The sequence below is a fragment of the Neobacillus sp. plas4 genome (assembly GCF_057221695.1).
Genome location: NZ_CM170152.1, coordinates 4,547,374 through 4,563,991, shown reverse-complemented (window position 1 = coordinate 4,563,991; position 16,618 = coordinate 4,547,374). Strand labels below are relative to the sequence as shown.

Annotated in this window: 16 protein-coding genes; 15 read left to right on the top strand and 1 reads right to left on the bottom strand. The window is 41.5% G+C overall.

Annotation, left to right across the window (positions count from 1 at the left end; translation table 11 throughout):
- Positions 1–113: 113 nt before the first annotated feature.
- The 10 genes from nadB to AC2TFD_RS23020 all read left to right on the top strand — a co-directional run bounded on the left by nadB (position 114) and on the right by AC2TFD_RS23020 (position 11,547).
- Positions 114–1,691, top strand: coding sequence for an L-aspartate oxidase (gene nadB / locus AC2TFD_RS23065; protein ID WP_484674042.1), 1,578 nt, complete (start codon positions 114–116; stop codon positions 1,689–1,691).
- Positions 1,660–2,508 (top strand): carboxylating nicotinate-nucleotide diphosphorylase, encoded by an 849-nt coding sequence (gene nadC / locus AC2TFD_RS23060; RefSeq protein ID WP_335512795.1) that lies wholly within the window; start codon positions 1,660–1,662, stop codon positions 2,506–2,508. The genes nadB and nadC overlap by 32 nt, the downstream gene beginning before the upstream one ends.
- Positions 2,509–2,510: 2 nt before the next feature.
- On the top strand, positions 2,511–3,608 hold the full coding sequence (nadA, locus tag AC2TFD_RS23055; protein WP_335567087.1) for a quinolinate synthase NadA: 1,098 nt from the start codon (positions 2,511–2,513) through the stop codon (positions 3,606–3,608).
- A 161-nt stretch (positions 3,609–3,769) separates the two neighbouring features.
- Positions 3,770–6,187, top strand: coding sequence for a SafA/ExsA family spore coat assembly protein (gene safA / locus AC2TFD_RS23050; RefSeq protein ID WP_484674041.1), 2,418 nt, complete (start codon positions 3,770–3,772; stop codon positions 6,185–6,187).
- Positions 6,171–7,151 carry a phosphotransferase gene (locus tag AC2TFD_RS23045; RefSeq protein WP_335568523.1) on the top strand — a complete coding sequence of 327 codons (981 nt, stop codon included), beginning with the start codon at positions 6,171–6,173 and terminating at the stop codon, positions 7,149–7,151. The genes safA and AC2TFD_RS23045 overlap by 17 nt, the downstream gene beginning before the upstream one ends.
- A gap of 102 nt (positions 7,152–7,253) precedes the next feature.
- On the top strand, positions 7,254–7,952 hold the full coding sequence (locus AC2TFD_RS23040; RefSeq protein WP_335568522.1) for a YhcN/YlaJ family sporulation lipoprotein: 699 nt from the start codon (positions 7,254–7,256) through the stop codon (positions 7,950–7,952).
- 131 nt (positions 7,953–8,083) lie between these two features.
- Complete coding sequence (locus tag AC2TFD_RS23035) at positions 8,084–8,635, top strand: BofC C-terminal domain-containing protein (RefSeq protein WP_484674040.1); 552 nt, start codon at positions 8,084–8,086, stop codon at positions 8,633–8,635.
- A gap of 781 nt (positions 8,636–9,416) precedes the next feature.
- Positions 9,417–10,142 carry an SDR family NAD(P)-dependent oxidoreductase gene (locus AC2TFD_RS23030; protein ID WP_335568520.1) on the top strand — a complete coding sequence of 242 codons (726 nt, stop codon included), beginning with the start codon at positions 9,417–9,419 and terminating at the stop codon, positions 10,140–10,142.
- Positions 10,142–11,170, top strand: coding sequence for an S-adenosylmethionine:tRNA ribosyltransferase-isomerase (locus tag AC2TFD_RS23025; RefSeq protein ID WP_484674039.1), 1,029 nt, complete (start codon positions 10,142–10,144; stop codon positions 11,168–11,170). The genes AC2TFD_RS23030 and AC2TFD_RS23025 overlap by 1 nt, the downstream gene beginning before the upstream one ends.
- A 14-nt stretch (positions 11,171–11,184) precedes the next feature.
- A complete protein-coding gene (locus tag AC2TFD_RS23020) occupies positions 11,185–11,547 on the top strand; it encodes a VOC family protein (protein WP_484674038.1) in 363 nt (120 codons plus the stop codon).
- Here the strand turns inward: AC2TFD_RS23020 and AC2TFD_RS23015 are convergent.
- Entirely contained in the window at positions 11,539–11,832 is a 294-nt protein-coding gene (locus AC2TFD_RS23015) for a hypothetical protein (RefSeq protein WP_484674037.1), read from the bottom strand. The two genes, AC2TFD_RS23020 and AC2TFD_RS23015, sit on opposite strands and share 9 nt — an antisense overlap.
- Before the next feature lie 180 nt (positions 11,833–12,012).
- Here AC2TFD_RS23015 and AC2TFD_RS23010 point away from each other — a divergent pair, with 180 nt between their 5' ends.
- The 5 genes from AC2TFD_RS23010 to queA all read left to right on the top strand — a co-directional run bounded on the left by AC2TFD_RS23010 (position 12,013) and on the right by queA (position 16,588).
- Entirely contained in the window at positions 12,013–13,122 is a 1,110-nt protein-coding gene (locus tag AC2TFD_RS23010) for a GAF domain-containing sensor histidine kinase (RefSeq protein ID WP_484674036.1), read from the top strand.
- A gap of 14 nt (positions 13,123–13,136) precedes the next feature.
- Positions 13,137–13,775 carry a response regulator gene (locus AC2TFD_RS23005; RefSeq protein WP_335511790.1) on the top strand — a complete coding sequence of 213 codons (639 nt, stop codon included), beginning with the start codon at positions 13,137–13,139 and terminating at the stop codon, positions 13,773–13,775.
- 135 nt (positions 13,776–13,910) lie between these two features.
- Positions 13,911–14,522 (top strand): Holliday junction branch migration protein RuvA, encoded by a 612-nt coding sequence (ruvA, locus tag AC2TFD_RS23000; protein ID WP_484674035.1) that lies wholly within the window; start codon positions 13,911–13,913, stop codon positions 14,520–14,522.
- A gap of 11 nt (positions 14,523–14,533) precedes the next feature.
- Positions 14,534–15,535, top strand: coding sequence for a Holliday junction branch migration DNA helicase RuvB (gene ruvB, locus AC2TFD_RS22995; RefSeq protein WP_484674034.1), 1,002 nt, complete (start codon positions 14,534–14,536; stop codon positions 15,533–15,535).
- 24 nt (positions 15,536–15,559) lie between these two features.
- Positions 15,560–16,588: a tRNA preQ1(34) S-adenosylmethionine ribosyltransferase-isomerase QueA gene (gene queA, locus AC2TFD_RS22990; RefSeq protein WP_335568514.1), complete on the top strand. Its 1,029-nt coding sequence runs from the start codon at positions 15,560–15,562 to the stop codon at positions 16,586–16,588.
- The last annotated feature ends 30 nt before the right edge of the window (positions 16,589–16,618 follow it).

The window sequence follows — 16,618 nt, the reverse complement described above, 5'->3', positions numbered from 1 at the left end:
TCTTCCGAGGAGTTTAAATGCCGCTTCCGCTTTTTGAAAAAAATTTCTTGTATTTAGTTTAATTCTATGTAAATATAGATGTCAAGACACCTGTTAATCCAGGAGGAGTCAAAATGATGAAAAATGATGATGTGTTAATTTTAGGAAGTGGGATAGCTGCACTTCAGTTAGCCTCACTTTTAAATAAGGATTTGAATGTGAGGATACTCACAAAAGAGAAAATGAGAACAGCCAATTCTTATCTTGCTCAAGGTGGTATTGCAGCTGCGGTTGGCACTCATGACCATCCATCGAAACATGTTGCTGATACGCTGGAAGCAGGAAGATATCACAATAATAGAGAAGCAGTCGAGGAAATTATAAATGCTGCACCTGGGCTCATCAAGTTCATTGCTGAACAAGGATCTGTTTTTGATAAAAATCAAAATGGTGAATTGCTTTTGGGGATGGAAGGGGCCCATAGTGAAAAGCGAATTGTTCATGGCGGAGGTGACGCAACCGGCAAGAATATGGTTGAGTTCCTAATAACAACGCTAAAGGACAATATCACAATCGAAGAAAATGTTTTTGCCTATGAGCTGTTGTTGAATGCAGAGAAACGATGTATCGGTTTAAAAGCAAAAATGCCTGATGGTACGATAAAGAACTACTACAGCCGGAATACAATTTTAGCTACAGGCGGCTGTGGTCAATTGTTCACGTATACCTCTAATGCCCAAACCGTCTCAGGTGATGGAATTGCAATGGCCTACATGGCAGGTGCAGAAGTGACCGATATGGAGTTTATTCAATTTCATCCGACGCTTCTTTACTTGAATGGTGAAACAAAAGGCCTCATCTCCGAAGCGGTTCGCGGTGAAGGCGCCATCCTAGTAACCGAGGACGGAACGCGGATTATGGAAGGTGTTCATCCGCAAAAGGATCTAGCTCCAAGGCATGTAGTGTCACAGAAAATCTATGAATATCTTAAAAATGGACATAACGTATTTTTAGATATTCGTAATATAGAAAATTTTTCACAGCGATTCCCGTCGATAACGGCCATTTGTGAGGAAAATGGGCTTCAGTTATCTGATGGCAAAATCCCGGTAGCTCCCGGTAGTCATTTTTTAATGGGAGGAATCAAAACCGACCTTTACGGGCGAACATCCATAAATGGCTTATATGCAATTGGTGAAGCGGCCTGCACGGGATTGCACGGCGCCAACCGTCTAGCAAGCAATTCGTTATTAGAAGGTTTATATATGGGTGAAAAGCTATCTTCATGGCTAAATACGGCCGTAAATGAAGACTACCCTCGGATAGAAGCAGTTCGTCCTTATACGCCTTATGAAAAAGTAAGCTTACCAACGAAACAAGAAATTAAGAATTCCATGATGGAACGGGTAGGAATAGTCCGGAACGAGGTCAATCTTAAAAAGCAAAAAACATGGCTGGATACTTTTAATATCCATCAAATAAATGATCTCAAGGCTTATTCCTTTGAAGAGATGACAAAGATTTTTATGCTCGTAATCGCGAGTCTCATTACCGACTCGGCATTGAAACGGACAGAAAGCCGTGGGGGTCATTTTCGAAGTGATTATCCAATGGAAGACGATCAACATTGGTTAAAGAAATCAATTATTCATAAAAATAGCTGGGGAATGGGGTCAAACCATGAACACGTTGAAACTGCGCTCGCTACTTGAGCAATTTTTTATTGAAGATATTGGAGAACAGGATATCACAACCGATCTAATTTTTCCGGATGATACAACAGGAGAAATTGTTTTCCTCTCAAAGGATAACGGAATTTTTTGTGGGGAAGAAATTATTAAAACAGGTTTTAACCTTTTGAATCAAGACATTGAAACGAAGCTTTTTGTGAAGGATGGTCAAAACATTGAATTTGGTCAGAAACTTGCAACAGCCTCTGGAAAGATTGCTGATTTATTAAAAGGGGAAAGAGTGGTTCTTAACCTTATCCAAAGAATGAGCGGGATTGCGACACTTACACGTAACGCTGTTTCAACATTGGACAGTGGCCATACCAAAATTTGCGATACGCGAAAAACAACACCCGGCTTAAGAATGCTTGAAAAATATGCCGTTACTGCTGGAGGAGGCTTTAATCATCGTTTTGGTTTATATGACGGTATTATGATTAAAGACAACCATATTTCGTTTGCGGGCTCTATTACAAATGCAGTTGAAAGTGTTCGAAAAAAAGCCGGTCATATGGTGAAGGTAGAAGTAGAAGTTGAAACAGAGGCACAAGTGAGAGAAGCTGTCAGCGCTGGAGCAGATGTGATTATGTTTGATAATCGTACGCCAGAAGAGATTAAAGAACTTATCAAATTGGTTCCTTCAGGATTTATAACCGAAGCTTCTGGCGGTATACAATTGGCTAATTTAGCTGGCTATCGTGATACAGGTGTTGACTATATTTCACTAGGTTTCTTAACACATTCATATAAAGCCCTTGATATAAGCGTTAAAGTTCTAGTAAAGGAAGGGGAGGAATAAAAATGAGTATTTTAGCAGCCATGCAAAAAAATAAAATGATTCCTGAAAAGTATAAACAAATGTCGAAGGAAGAATTAGAAGCTAGAGTGGTTGAAGTGAAAAGTAAATTAGGCTCAAAGTTATTCATTCCTGGCCACCACTATCAAAAAGATGAAGTAATTCAGTTTGCTGATGCTACAGGAGATTCTTTAAAACTGGCTCAATTATCAGCTGAAAATACGGAAGCAGAATTTATTGTTTTTTGCGGTGTTCATTTTATGGCGGAAACAGCAGATATCCTAACTAACGATAACCAAAAGGTTATTTTGCCTGATATGCGTGCTGGCTGTTCGATGGCGGACATGGCTGACCTTGATCAAACTGAAAAGGCATGGGTAATTCTCCAAGGGATTTTTGGAGATACGATTTTGCCTTTAACCTATGTGAATTCAACCGCTGCGATTAAATCTTTTGTCGGAGCACATGGAGGGGCGAGCGTAACGTCCTCTAATGCCGAGACCATGGTCAAGTGGGCATTTACTCAAAAAGAAAGAATTCTATTTTTACCAGACCAGCATTTAGGACGGAATACTGCTTATGACTTAGGCATTGGCTTAGATGAAATGGCTGTTTGGAACCCAATTACGAATAAGCTTGAATACGAAGGTGACACTTCGAAAATAAAAGTTATCCTTTGGAAAGGTCATTGCTCTGTACATGAGAATTTTACCGTTCATAATATCCATGAAACACGCAGCCAATACCCTAACATGACGATTATTGTACACCCTGAGTGCCGTCGTGAAGTTGTCGAACTATCAGATATGGCAGGTTCAACAAGTTATATCATTAATGCCATTGAAAAAGCAGAGCCGGGCTCTGAATGGGCAATTGGAACCGAAATGAATCTCGTTAATCGCCTCATTCAGAATCATCCTGATAAAAAAATTATTTCTTTAAATCCAGCGATGTGTCCATGTTTAACGATGAATCGAATTGATCTTCCGCATTTAGTGTGGAGCTTAGATACATTAGAGGAGACAAATAATACGATTAAGGTCGCTCCGGAAATTGCTGAAAATGCAAAATTAGCGCTGGAACGTATGTTACAAAACGCATAATAATAAGGTAGGTGCAATTTTTAATAATTGCATCTATTTTTATTTTCCTACTGGTTGATTCATATTCTTCCGAAAAAAAGCATAAGTTTTTCTGAAGAATGTTAGCACTTTGCCTATCATCACATAGAATATATGGACTTATGCATAGGAGGGAAATCAGAGTGAAGATCCATATCGTACAGAAAGGGGATACTCTTTGGAAAATCGCCAAGAAGTACGGCGTGAATTTTGAAGAGCTGAAAAAGATGAATTCACAGCTCAGCAACCCTGATATGATTATGCCCGGTATGAAAATTAAAGTCCCAACAACAGGTGGAAATATAAAAAAAGAAGCGCCTATGGGAACAAAGCCGGGGGCCACAATCAACTTAGGCGCCAAAAAGGAAATGCCGATTACCAAAGAGAAACCAAAAGAAATGCCAATTAAAACAGCTCCAAAAAAGGAAGTTCCAATTAAAGAGGTTCCAAAAGCAGTTCCAATCCCAGTTCCAATTCCGATTCCAATTAAAGAAAAACCTGTAAAAGAGATCCCTATCAAAGAAGTACCTAAGAAGGAAGTGCCTGTAAAAATACCAGTAAAAGAACCAATAAAAGAACCAATAAAAGAGCCAATAAAAGCACCAATAAAAGCACCAATAAAAGCACCAATAAAAGCACCAATAAAAGAACCAGTAAAAACTCCAATTATGGAAACACCTAAAACACCATATACTCCAAAAATGCCTCTGCAAATCATTCCAGAAATTGATATTAATAACTATTATATGAACAATATGTCCAATATTGAGGTTAAACAGCCTCAACTGCCGCCGAAACCAGCCAATATACTTCCAGAAGTAAAAGTACCACAGAAAGAAAACCCAGTAATGCCTGAGGTATCTCCATTCATGGAGCAGCCGCTAATGCAGCCGCAAATGCAAATGCCCCAGGATTACTGTGTACCTGTAACACCGATTATGCCTGGATCAGGATTCTGCCCGCCACCACCACAATGGTGTCCGCCGCCTCCTTGTCCGCCAATGTCGTTCATGCCATATTCTCAAGTGCAAGGAGCAGCAATGGAGCCTATGCCTAATATGCTGCCTAATCAACCTGGAGGAATGCCAGGAGTTGCTGGAACAGAATTTATGCAGCATGGATATGTTGATGAATCTTCTTCCTTCATGCCACAATTACCAATGGGCAGCCAAATGCCGGTAATGGGGCAGATGCCAATGGGCGGCCAAATGCCAGGAATGGGTCAAATGCCAATGGGCGGCCAAATGCCAGGAATGGGTCAAATGCCAATGAGCGGCCAAATGCCGGAAATGGATCAAATGCCAATGAGCAGCCAAATGCCGGGAATGGGACAAATGCCAATGAGCGGCCAAATGCCGGGAATGGGACAAATGCCGATGGGCGGCCAGATGCCAGGAATGGGACAAATGCCGATGGGCGGCCAGATGCCAGGAATGGGACAAATGCCGATGGGCGGCCAAATGCCAGGAATGGGACAAATGCCGATGGGCGGTGAGATGCCTGAAAATTTTGAGCAAATGCCATTTTTTGATGAAAGCTCTGAAATGCCAGTTGGCTCACCAGCAGCAATGTATCAGGAACAAATGCAGGGTATGCATGGAATAGGAGGTCAAATGGGTCACGGCTTCGGTCAGCCAGGAATGGGAGGCCAAGTGGGTCACGACTTCGGTCAGCCAGGAATAGGAGGTCAAATGGGTCACGGCTTCGGTCAGCCAGGAATGGGAGGCCAAGTGGGTCACGGCTTCGGTCAGCCAGGAATGGGAGGCCAAATGGGTCACGACTTCGATCAGCCAGGAATGGGAGGCCAAATGAGTCACGGCTTCGGTCAGCCAGGAATGGGAGGCCAAATGGGTCACAGCTTCGGTCAGCCAGGAATGGGAGGCCAAATGGGTCACGGCTTCGGTCAGCCAGGAATGGGAGGCCAAATGGGTCACGGCTTCGGTCAGCCAGGAATGGGAGGCCAAATGGGTCACGGCTTCGGTCAGCCAGGAATGGGCGGCCAAATGGGTCACGGCTTCGGCCAGCCAGGAATGGGAGGTCCAATGGGAGCAGGCTTCGGTCAGCCAGGAATGGGAGGTTCAATGGGAGCAGGCTTCGGTCAGCCAGGAATGGGAAGTCCAATGGGAGCAGGCTTCGGTCAGCCAGGAATGGGTGGTCCAATGGGGGCAGGCTTCGGTCAACCGGGAATGGGAGGACCATATGGTCAAATGCCATTCGGTTATCCACAAATGGGTTCAGCCCCACAGGTAATGGGAAGGGAAGATTTTGAATTACCAGATATGGGAATGCCTTTTGCCGGTGAACAAATGCCAGCAATGCAACAGCCATATCCTGCCCAGGGAGGCATACCGGCTGGGTCAGGTGGTGACTGTGGCTGTGGCGGTCCACAACCAGCAGCCATTCCGCAGCAGAACTTTGTTCCGCCCACGCCTCCAATATATAGTGCACCATACACAGGACCAGTAAATGCAGCGCAGCCTCCGTTCATGAACCCTTATGGAATGGGACCGATGGATGGAATGATGCGATACGAAGATGAAAGCAATGAGTATGACTTTTAATCAAAAAGGAGACGATGATTACTTCATTCGTCTCCTCTCTTATTTACGCTCGCAATTTAGTGAAAAAATCCTCGAAATGGTGCCCTATCGAAAAAGTGTTATTTTAATAAGAACAGTGAAAAACACTTATATGCTAAAAGGATTTCATACCAATAAACGACTTCGCCTCCAAGAGGCCTTTACTTCTACACTTAGAAAGGAAGGATTTACAAAAACCTATCTATTTGTTCAGCCGCAATTAAAAGAGACATTATTCTTTGAGGGAACGTACTTTGGGTGTATGGAATATATTCCCCCAAATAAAATACCTTTTTCCTTTAAATCTCAAAAAAACCGGCAGGAGGGGCTTGAACTCTTAGAACAGTTCCATCAATTCACCTCGTCCTTTGAGTCACGTTATCGAACGTTAATTCCAAAAGGTGTAATTATTGAAAAATGGAAAGACAGAGGGAAGATGTTTTCCTCCAATATTTCATTTTTAAAGTATTTTATTAATGACAAAATCTTAGCAGAGCTTCTGGATTGGGCAAACTGGTCATTAAGCGGAATGGAAAAAGATCGGTCCCTTTTTATAGATGAACCATTTTGCATACTCCATGGCGATGTTGCTCATCATAATTTTTTACGTGATTCAAAAGGAACTTTGCATCTTATTGATTTTGATTTAATTAGTATTGGTCCCCAATCGTTGGATTATTTACAGTATGCAAATCGAATTCTTCCCAGTTTGGATTGGTCATACGATCGGCTGGAACGTTTTTCACAATTCAATGAATTATTAAAAGAGAAAGCATTTCTATATGCACTGGCTTTTCCTGCAGATATTTTTCGGGAATGGAACAGATTAATTCGTGAAGGATCCTATCGAGAGCAGCATAAATATAAACAGGTAATGGACTTAACCATTGGTCAGTTTTCTTCGCGAAAAAATTTTATTGATACCTTAAAAAAGATGACGAAATGATTCATATGGTCCTTTCTGGAAGAATGATATCCCCCCAAAGCTCACAACCTAACCATGAGCATATTTTCTAATGCTCATGATCCTAGCGAGGGGGTTTTTCGCTTGAACTTGAAACAGTGGATGATTCCCCTGTCAGCCTTATTCGCTTTTGGGCTGTCAGGTTGTGCAAATGATGACCGTGCTGCTATGGATAAAGATCACAAAAATATGGGTCAGCCTGTTGGTTACTATTCCGATGAAAACCATAAAAATGGATCAAATGGCATGCCTGGGGACAATGATGGTCTGTTCACAGAGATGATGGACCATAATCTTGGCGTTGAAAACCAAGCAAATAATGATGAGCGAAGAAAGCAGTTTAGTAATAGAGATGAAAATGGAAATCCACCCAACCCGTCAAAACCGCTCGCAAAACATGACAAAAATTTCTTTCAACGGGATAATAAGTTCAGTACGAGTGATGCCAATTATCATGGTCATTTAAATCAAAGACTAGGGAATACAGGTACCACTACAAATCCTGAACATCAAGATAAAGCAACAGAAAGAATTAAAAGTAAGGTAGCAGACGTTGAGAATGTTCAACAAGTCCGCTCTGTTGTTTATGGAAACTCTATTATGGTTTCCGTAAAATTAACTGATGGTAATAGAGCGGAGGAAACAAGAAGAGCCATTCAAGAAGCCGTTAGGCCATTAGCAGCTGGGAGATCCGTGCAAGTTATCTTTGATGATGGAACTCTTGGGCGTGATCGGAACAGAAACAATGATTCCCAGCTATTAGAACCAAATAGCCGAAAATAATATGTAAAAAGAGGCAAGGCTGAAAACGGCTTGCCTCTTTTGATTTTTTTAAAATAGGATAAAAAGGGAAAAAAAGGCTAAACTAGTAATGAAAATGAATTAGATCTCGAAAAACTAAGAGGTGATTATGCATGAGGTTCAATTGGGTAACAAAGTATCGGCTTGGTTTAGCCCTTGTTGCGGTTGTTCTCTTCATGTCTTTCGTAAAGGTGCCTGGCGTTATGTACAATGGCTCCGCCGAACAAATGGAAAACCATCAAGATCAGCAGAAATCGGAACCTCAGCAATTGACCATTATTTTGGAAAGAGTCTATCTTGATGGAGAAATAAGCGAGGAAGTTGTCCTTGATTCTTATTGGTCAATTGAAAACTTTTGGGCCAAGTATGACCAATGGCAGTTAGTGGACATGGATGAATCAACGATGGTTTTTAGAAAACAAGAGGATGATATTTCACCGTTACTTAAGGCAAATGGCTATTTTGGACTTAGTGAGGATGGGGTATTAACTATATTTAATGGACGTCCTGACCGTTCGCGAATCATTCAATCTTTTTTTCAAATAGATGTGAAAAAGCTTGAAAGTAATAAGCAAGAAGAACTTCTCCAAGGTATCCCCATTAAAACTAAAGATCGGTATGTAGAGGTTTTAGAAACCTTTAAACCATATTCTAAGCAGGAATAAGCAAGGTGAGAAGTTTTGTTTCCCTTAATGGGAGATTTCACGGGATGAAGGGAGCCAAAGAGAGTTTTTGATTCCCTATGCCGGGATATACTACCGGTCAAGGGAAACAAAGATGGTTTTTGATTCCCATTAACCTGAATTTCACGAATAAAGGGAAACAAACACATCAAAATAGTATTTAATTTTGGGGCCACTTGAATTTTTTTCACGAGGCCCATACTTTTTATATGAGTAGTTTTCGGGCTTCATGAACCAATCATGAGGCCCGTACTTTTTATATGGGTAGTTTTCGGGCTTCATGAACCAATCATGAGGCCCGTACTATTTATATGAGTAGTTTTCGGGCTTCATGAACCAATCATGAGGCCCGTACTTTTTATACAGGTAGTTTACGGGCTTCATGAACCAATCATGAGGCCCATACTTTTTATATGAGTAGTTTTCGGGCTTCATGAACCAATCATGAGGCCCGTACTATTTATATGAGTAGTTTTCGGGCTTCATGAACCAATCATGAGGCCCGTACTTTTTATACGGGTAGTTTACGGGCTTCATGAACCAATCATGAGTCCCGTACTTTTTATATGGGTAGTTTTCGGGCTTCATGAATCAATCATGAGGCCCGTACTTTTTATACGGGTAGTTTTCGGGCTTCATGAATTTCAACCAATTTTTCTCATCCTAAAGTTGTAGATAAAGTTCAAGCTTTTTTCGGAGGGAGGAATTTCCAAAATCCTTTAAGCTAAAGACATCAAGTTAAACACTTAAAGGAGCGATAAAAATGATAAATAAAAAAGTAGTCATGATTACAGGCGCATCAAAAGGGTTAGGAAGGGCATTAACTCTAGCATTCGCAAAAGAAGGAGCGAGCCTTGCCATTTGTGCTAGAACTCCTAAAGGTATACTAGAAGTAAAAGAAGAAGCCGAAGCATTAGGTGCTAAGGTGCTGGCTGTTACAGCAGACATTTCCCTTACTAGAGATGTAGAACGGTTTGTAGCCATGACAGAAGAGGAGTTTGGTCAAATTGATATTCTCATCAATAACGCTTCCATTTTAGGACCAAGTCCCATGCCGTTATTGCTCGATTATCCGGAAGACGACTTTGCTGAAGTCTTACGAGTCAATTCAATGTCAACATTCCTTGTAACCAGAAGAGTCATCCCAGGAATGCTGCAGCGCAATCAAGGCTCAATCATCAATGTGACCTCAGAAGCGGGGAATGTGGGCTATGCAGGCTGGGGCGCTTACGGGATCTCTAAATTTGCTGTTGAAGGTCTCACGGAAACATGGGCAGATGAACTAAGCTCAACCAATGTTCGTGTTAACATGGTCGACCCTGGAGAAATGGATACCGACATGCACCGCCTAGCTGTTCCTGACTGTGATTACTCACTCGCAAAACCGGAGGATGTCGTCCATGTGTTCCTATATTTAGCTTCAGAGAAATCAATTGGAATTACCGGTCAGCGCTTTGAAGCACAAGAGTTTACAGGGGAGGGATTATGATGGTTTCTACTGCATTTGATTTCTATTTACCGTCTAAGTTAAATGCTTCACACCCGCCTGAGAGGAGGGGAGTAAGAAGAGACCATGTTAAGATGATGGTTCTAGACAAAAAAACAGGTTCTGTCAGTCATGACCAATTCTTTCGCCTTGGTGATTATTTAAAGCAGGGGGACTTGGTTGTTATGAACAACAGCCGAACCGTACCTGCAATCCTGCAAGCCAGTTTATTAAGGGATTCAAAACTAGTACAACAAAGGGTTGAAATTCGGCTAGCAAGACGACGTAATGAGGAGATTTGGGATGTGCTGATTGTGACAGATGAAGTAAGATTGGGTGACATCCTCCAATTTTCGTCAGACCTTACTGCAGTTGTCATTGACATGAAAGCAAACTCACCACTTAAAACCATGATTTTTTCAAAAAAAGGAACAGAGCTTTTTAATACTATTTATGCGCTTGGTGAACCTGTTCGTTATGAATATATCCATGACAAATGGGGTTTGGATTATTATCAAACCGTGTTCGCCAGCCATCCTGGTTCCGTTGAAATGCCGTCAGCGGGCAGAGCTCTCAGCTGGGAATTGTTATTCAATCTCCAGCGGAAAGGGATCGAGCTTGATTTTATACAGCTTCATACGGGGTTAAGCTACCTTCTCGATGATGAATTGGAAACATCACCAACTGACAATTACGAAGAATACCATCTTTCCGAAAAAACAATTGAAAAGATTCGTAAGGCAAAAGCAGCGGGTGGAAGGGTAATTGCAGTTGGGACAACGGTGGTGAGAGCCCTTGAGAGTGCTGGCATATCTGGTGCTTTAAGTGGAGTGACAAATCTATATATTAATCAATGTTTTCAACTAAAAATGGTTGACGGGATTATTACTGGGTTTCATGAACCAAAAGCGAGCCACCTCGATATGCTCACTGCATTTATTCCGCAAGAGTTATTATGGAGTGCCTATGAGGAAGCCATTGAACAGCAATACCTTTGGCATGAGTTTGGCGATATGAATTTAATTTTATAAAGGGGAAAACTATCATGCGTTTTCATCATTTTGCGATTGAAGTAAAGGATATGGAAACATCAATCGCTTTCTATCAAAAGTTTATTGGTCTCCGGGAAGAGGGAAGATTGTCACTCAATGATGAAGAGATTGTATTTCTAGCAAATCATGATTTTAGGCTTGAACTGATAGCAGGAGGACAAAAGCCTAATTCTCATGGTGTTCACATATGTTTTGAAGTAGACAGAGTCCACGAGGTAATCAATACTTTTCACGAAAATGGTATCCATGCTATAGAAGGCCCATTCAAACTGAAAAATGGCTGGGAAACCGTTTTTTATCAAGGTCCAAATGGTGAAGTGATAGAATTTTTAAAACCTAGGAACAAATCAAATTAGAGTTTCCTTCTTTCGGTTTCCAGTCAGAATCCATGTTTCTGCTCTAAATTGCATTCCTTCAGAATTATGGGAAGAATTCAACCAAGATTCTGCCCCTAATCCGACTCCGGCTGAATTACGGTAAGAATCCAACCAAGATTCTGCCCGTAATCCGACTCCGGCCAATTTATGGTAAGAATCCAACCAAGATTCTGCCCGTAATCCAACTCCGGCCAATTTATGGGAACAATCCAACCAAGATTCTGCCCGTAATCCGACTCCGGCTGAATTACGGTAAGAATCCAACCAAGATTCTGCCCCTAATCTCAATCCCTGCTGAATTACGGGAAGAATCCCACCTCAGCTTTTAATCAAAAGGTAAAACCTACTTCAAAAAAATTTAAGATACCTCGTTTTATTAATTGAAATGAAAGGGTGCTTACGAATATGATTTAATCAACAGATACAAAATCGGGAGAGTGTTACATGGCCAGATATGAAGAAATCGGTATTTTAAAAGAAATAGCCGAATTATTGAATGAGGGGACAGATTCAAAAACCGTTTTAGAAGGGGTGTTAAAGAAACTCCTGCATTTAACCGGGCTGCAGACTGGCTGGATATTTTTAATTGACGAACTGGGTGACCATCAGCTGGCAGCAAACGTATCGCTGCCAGAACCATTAGCACATAACAATAACCTTCGAATGTGCACAGGTGATTGCTGGTGTGTAAGCCGCTATAACAACGGGAAATTGAACAAAGCAGTAAACATAATCGAATGTCAGCGAATCGAGAACGTCCTCCTTGAAAAAGCAGGCGATACTGCCGGTCTGACCCATCATGCTACCGTCCCATTAAGAGCTGGGAATGAGAAATTTGGACTATTAAATGTCGGCTCACCTTATAAAACCCATTTTGAAAAAGATGAACTTGCTCTGCTCGAGGCTGTCGCCTTTCAAATCGGCACTGCCCTTAAACGAATTAAATTAACACAGAGGGAACAGGAGACCGCGCTGATATCCGAACGGAATCGACTCGCTAGGGATTTGCATGATTCTGTGAATCAATTACTTTTTTCCTTAAGTCTGACAGCTAGGGCAGGCAGGGAAATGACGGATAACGAAGAAGTGAAACAAACCTTTTCCTATATTCAGTACCTTGCCCAGGACGCACTTGGGGAAATGCGGGCGCTGATATGGCAGCTTAAACCGCAGGGACTTGAAAATGGCATTATTAGTGCCTTAACGGGCTATGCGGAAATGCTGGGTTTAACGTTGGAGGCTAAATTATCTGGAATCTCAAGCTTTCCAGAAAAGGTGGAGGAAGCTCTTTGGAGAATAGGACAGGAAGCGCTTGGCAATTGCAAAAAACATTCCCAAACCGCACATGTTACCTTGTTTTTAAATAGAAGCAGGGATTTCGTCACAATGACTATTCAAGATGATGGCTGTGGCTTCTACTATGATGAAAAGCTTGAACTTCCATCGTTTGGATTAAAAAATATGAAATTACGAACAGAGGCCTTAAATGGGACATTTTTATTAACGAGTGAACCAGGAAAAGGAACGGCAATTGAGATACAGATTCCAATTTAGGGGGGGGAGAAACAATGGGAATTCGAATTTTGATAGCAGATGACCATCATGTGGTTAGACGGGGGCTGGCATTTTTTCTAAAAACACAACGTGATATTGAAATTATCGGAGAAGCAGCAAATGGCAAGGAAGCGGTTGAACAGGCACGTAGATTGAAACCTGACCTTATTCTGATGGACCTTGTTATGCCGGAGATGGATGGAATTCAGGCGACAAAACTGATAAAAAGTGAACTGCCAGAAATAAAAATTATGATGTTAACCAGCTTTTCTGATCAGGATCATGTCATTCCTGCATTAGAGGCGGGTGCGTCCGGATATCAGTTGAAAGACATTGAGCCTGATGAACTAATTATCAGTATTAAAAAGATTATGGCTGGTGAAAATCAGCTTCATCCGAAAGCTACCTCGCATCTGCTAGCTAATTTATCCAACAAAAAAGAGGAAGGTAATTTACTTTCCGAGTTAACGAAAAGAGAATTGGATGTTCTCAAAGAAATAGCTAAAGGAAAAAGTAATAAGGAAATTGCCTCATCGCTATTTATAACAGAAAAAACTGTAAAAACACACGTTTCCAACTTATTGTCAAAGCTAGAATTACAAGACCGTACCCAGGCTGCACTTTATGCAGTAAAGAACCAGCTCGTGGAATAACCAGCGGCCTCACACTTGGCCGCTATTTTATTTCACTGAATATTTTTATTCTTCCTTAACCCAGCGTTCTTTTACAAATCCATTAAAATTATGTGGTAGAATGGAGTACATGAAACGCTGAGGGAGAGAAAGCGATTGTACGAATTTATTAAAGGAACCGTTGAGTTTGTTGGTCCTGAGTATCTAGTGATAGAGAATAATGGTATAGGCTATCAAATTTCAACGCCGAATCCGTTTATTTATTCTGGTAAAATAAATACTATTGTTACTGTCTATACATATCATTATGTTCGCGAAGACCTAATGGCGTTATACGGTTTTGAATCACGAGAAGAAAAAAAGCTTTTTACAAAATTGTTGAATGTTTCTGGGATTGGGCCGAAAGGGGCACTGGCGATTTTGGCTTCTGGTGAAGTACAACAAGTTGTTTCCGCTATCGAAAATGAAGATGAAAGCTTCCTTGTAAAATTCCCAGGAGTCGGAAAAAAGACAGCAAGACAAATGATTCTAGACTTAAAAGGAAAATTGCAGGATGTTGTTCCTGATTATTTCCCTAATCTATTTAATGCGGATACGTTCACAGCCGCAGCACAGTCAACCAATCATGCATTTGAAGAGGCAGTACTTGCCTTAAAAGCACTTGGCTATTCTGACAAAGAAGTGAAGAAGATTTCACCTGAGTTAAAGAAAGAGCAGTTATCAACCGACCAATATATTAAAAAAGCCCTGCAGCGGCTATTAAAATAAGGTGATTATTCATGGATGAGAGAATTATTTCTAGTGAAGCAAACCAGAACGAAATCTCCTTAGAGCAAAGCCTCCGGCCGCAAACGTTAAAACAATATATTGGCCAGGATCAAGTGAAAAAAAGTCTTGAGATTTTCATTGAGGCTGCAAAACTCCGTAAGGAAACATTAGATCATGTACTTCTTTATGGGCCTCCTGGATTAGGAAAGACAACGCTGGCTGTCATTATTGCCAATGAAATGGGTGTGAATATTCGAACAACCTCTGGCCCCGCAATTGAACGGCCTGGTGATTTGGCTGCGATCCTTACAGCCCTCGAACCCGGTGACGTGTTGTTTATCGACGAAATTCACCGTCTTCCTAGGCAGATTGAAGAGGTTCTTTATCCGGCGATGGAGGACTTTTGTCTCGATATCGTCATTGGCAAAGGTCCAAGTGCTCGGTCTGTAAGACTTGATCTGCCGCCGTTTACACTTGTGGGTGCAACCACTAGGGCTGGCTCCTTATCAGCTCCACTTCGCGATCGATTTGGAGTTTTGAGCAGACTCGAGTATTATAAGGAAGACCAACTAAAAAATATTGTACTAAGAACAGCAGATTTATTTGAAACTAAAATAGATGACCAGTCGGCTGCCGAGATTGCAAGAAGAGCGCGGGGAACCCCTCGAATTGCCAACCGTTTACTACGCAGGGTAAGGGACTTTGCCCAAGTGAAAGGAAATGGGGAAATCGATTTGGCATTGGCGAGGAAGTCTTTGGAGCTCCTGCAGGTAGACAAACTGGGGCTTGACCATATTGACCATAAGCTCCTAAAGGGAATTATTGAAAGATTCCGTGGTGGTCCTGTTGGTTTAGATACAATTGCAGCCTCTATCGGAGAAGAGTCTGAAACCATTGAAGATGTATATGAACCGTATTTACTGCAAATTGGCTTTTTGCAGCGAACACCTAGAGGAAGAATGGTAACGGAATCAGTCTATTACCATTTTGGTATGGAGCCGCCAAAACAGTAATTTTAATAAGTAGGGATGTTTTATATGAAGGTAGATTTATTTGATTTTCATTTGCCTGAAGAGTTAATTGCTCAAGTTCCGCTTCAAAACCGGACAGATAGCAGGTTAATGGTTGTTAATAAGGAAACAGGCGAACTTAAGCATGAAATTTTTAAAAATATTGGTGAATACTTGCGTGAAGGAGATTGCCTCGTATTAAACGATACGAAGGTACTCCCAGCACGCCTTTTTGGTGTAAAAAAGGATACCGGCGCAAAAATTGAAGTATTACTTTTAAAACAGCTTGAAGGTGATCACTGGGAAACACTTGTAAAGCCTGCTAAGCGTGTCAAAGAGGGAACAGAAATTGATTTTGGTGACGGATTGCTTACGGCTGTTTGTACAGGTACCTCTGAACATGGCGGAAGAGTATTGGAGTTCAATTATGAGGGTATTTTTTATGAGATTCTAGATCAGCTTGGTGAGATGCCCTTACCGCCTTATATAAAAGAACAGCTTGATGACAGAGATCGATATCAAACTGTGTTTGCGCGTGAACCTGGTTCAGCTGCTGCTCCAACAGCAGGACTTCATTTTACGGAAGAGCTGTTAAATGAAGTGAGAGAAAAAGGTGTTCACGTTGCATTTATTACCCTTCATGTTGGGCTTGGTACTTTCAGGCCTGTAAGTGTTGAGGACGTGCTCGAACATGATATGCATGCGGAATTTTATATGCTTACCGAAGGGACTGCAAGGTTGTTAAATGAAGTGCGGAAAAATGGCGGCAGAATTATTACGGTGGGGACCACATCAACCCGAACGCTTGAAACTATCGCTTCCGAAAACAATGGCAGCTTCACGGCAAGCAGTGGATGGACCAATATCTTTATTTATCCAGGGTATCAATTTAAGGCGATCGATGGCATGATTACTAATTTTCACTTGCCAAAATCAACGTTGATTATGCTCGTTAGTGCGCTGGCAGGAAGAGAACATATCTTGCATGCATACAATACTGCGGTAAACGAACGCTATCGCTTTTTCAGCTTTGGCGACGCCATGCTGATCATTTAGGTGAACGAGGTTAATCATTTTGATTAACCC

Coding starts and splice junctions, on each gene's coding strand:
- AC2TFD_RS23030 (WP_335568520.1), top strand. CDS start 9,417: ATGATAAATAAAAAAGTAGTCATGATTACAGGCGCATCAAAAGGGTTA.
- nadA (WP_335567087.1), top strand. CDS start 2,511: ATGAGTATTTTAGCAGCCATGCAAAAAAATAAAATGATTCCTGAAAAG.
- AC2TFD_RS23020 (WP_484674038.1), top strand. CDS start 11,185: ATGCGTTTTCATCATTTTGCGATTGAAGTAAAGGATATGGAAACATCA.
- AC2TFD_RS23005 (WP_335511790.1), top strand. CDS start 13,137: ATGGGAATTCGAATTTTGATAGCAGATGACCATCATGTGGTTAGACGG.
- ruvB (WP_484674034.1), top strand. CDS start 14,534: ATGGATGAGAGAATTATTTCTAGTGAAGCAAACCAGAACGAAATCTCC.
- AC2TFD_RS23035 (WP_484674040.1), top strand. CDS start 8,084: ATGAGGTTCAATTGGGTAACAAAGTATCGGCTTGGTTTAGCCCTTGTT.
- nadC (WP_335512795.1), top strand. CDS start 1,660: ATGAACACGTTGAAACTGCGCTCGCTACTTGAGCAATTTTTTATTGAA.
- nadB (WP_484674042.1), top strand. CDS start 114: ATGATGAAAAATGATGATGTGTTAATTTTAGGAAGTGGGATAGCTGCA.
- AC2TFD_RS23045 (WP_335568523.1), top strand. CDS start 6,171: ATGAGTATGACTTTTAATCAAAAAGGAGACGATGATTACTTCATTCGT.
- AC2TFD_RS23025 (WP_484674039.1), top strand. CDS start 10,142: ATGGTTTCTACTGCATTTGATTTCTATTTACCGTCTAAGTTAAATGCT.
- queA (WP_335568514.1), top strand. CDS start 15,560: ATGAAGGTAGATTTATTTGATTTTCATTTGCCTGAAGAGTTAATTGCT.
- AC2TFD_RS23010 (WP_484674036.1), top strand. CDS start 12,013: ATGGCCAGATATGAAGAAATCGGTATTTTAAAAGAAATAGCCGAATTA.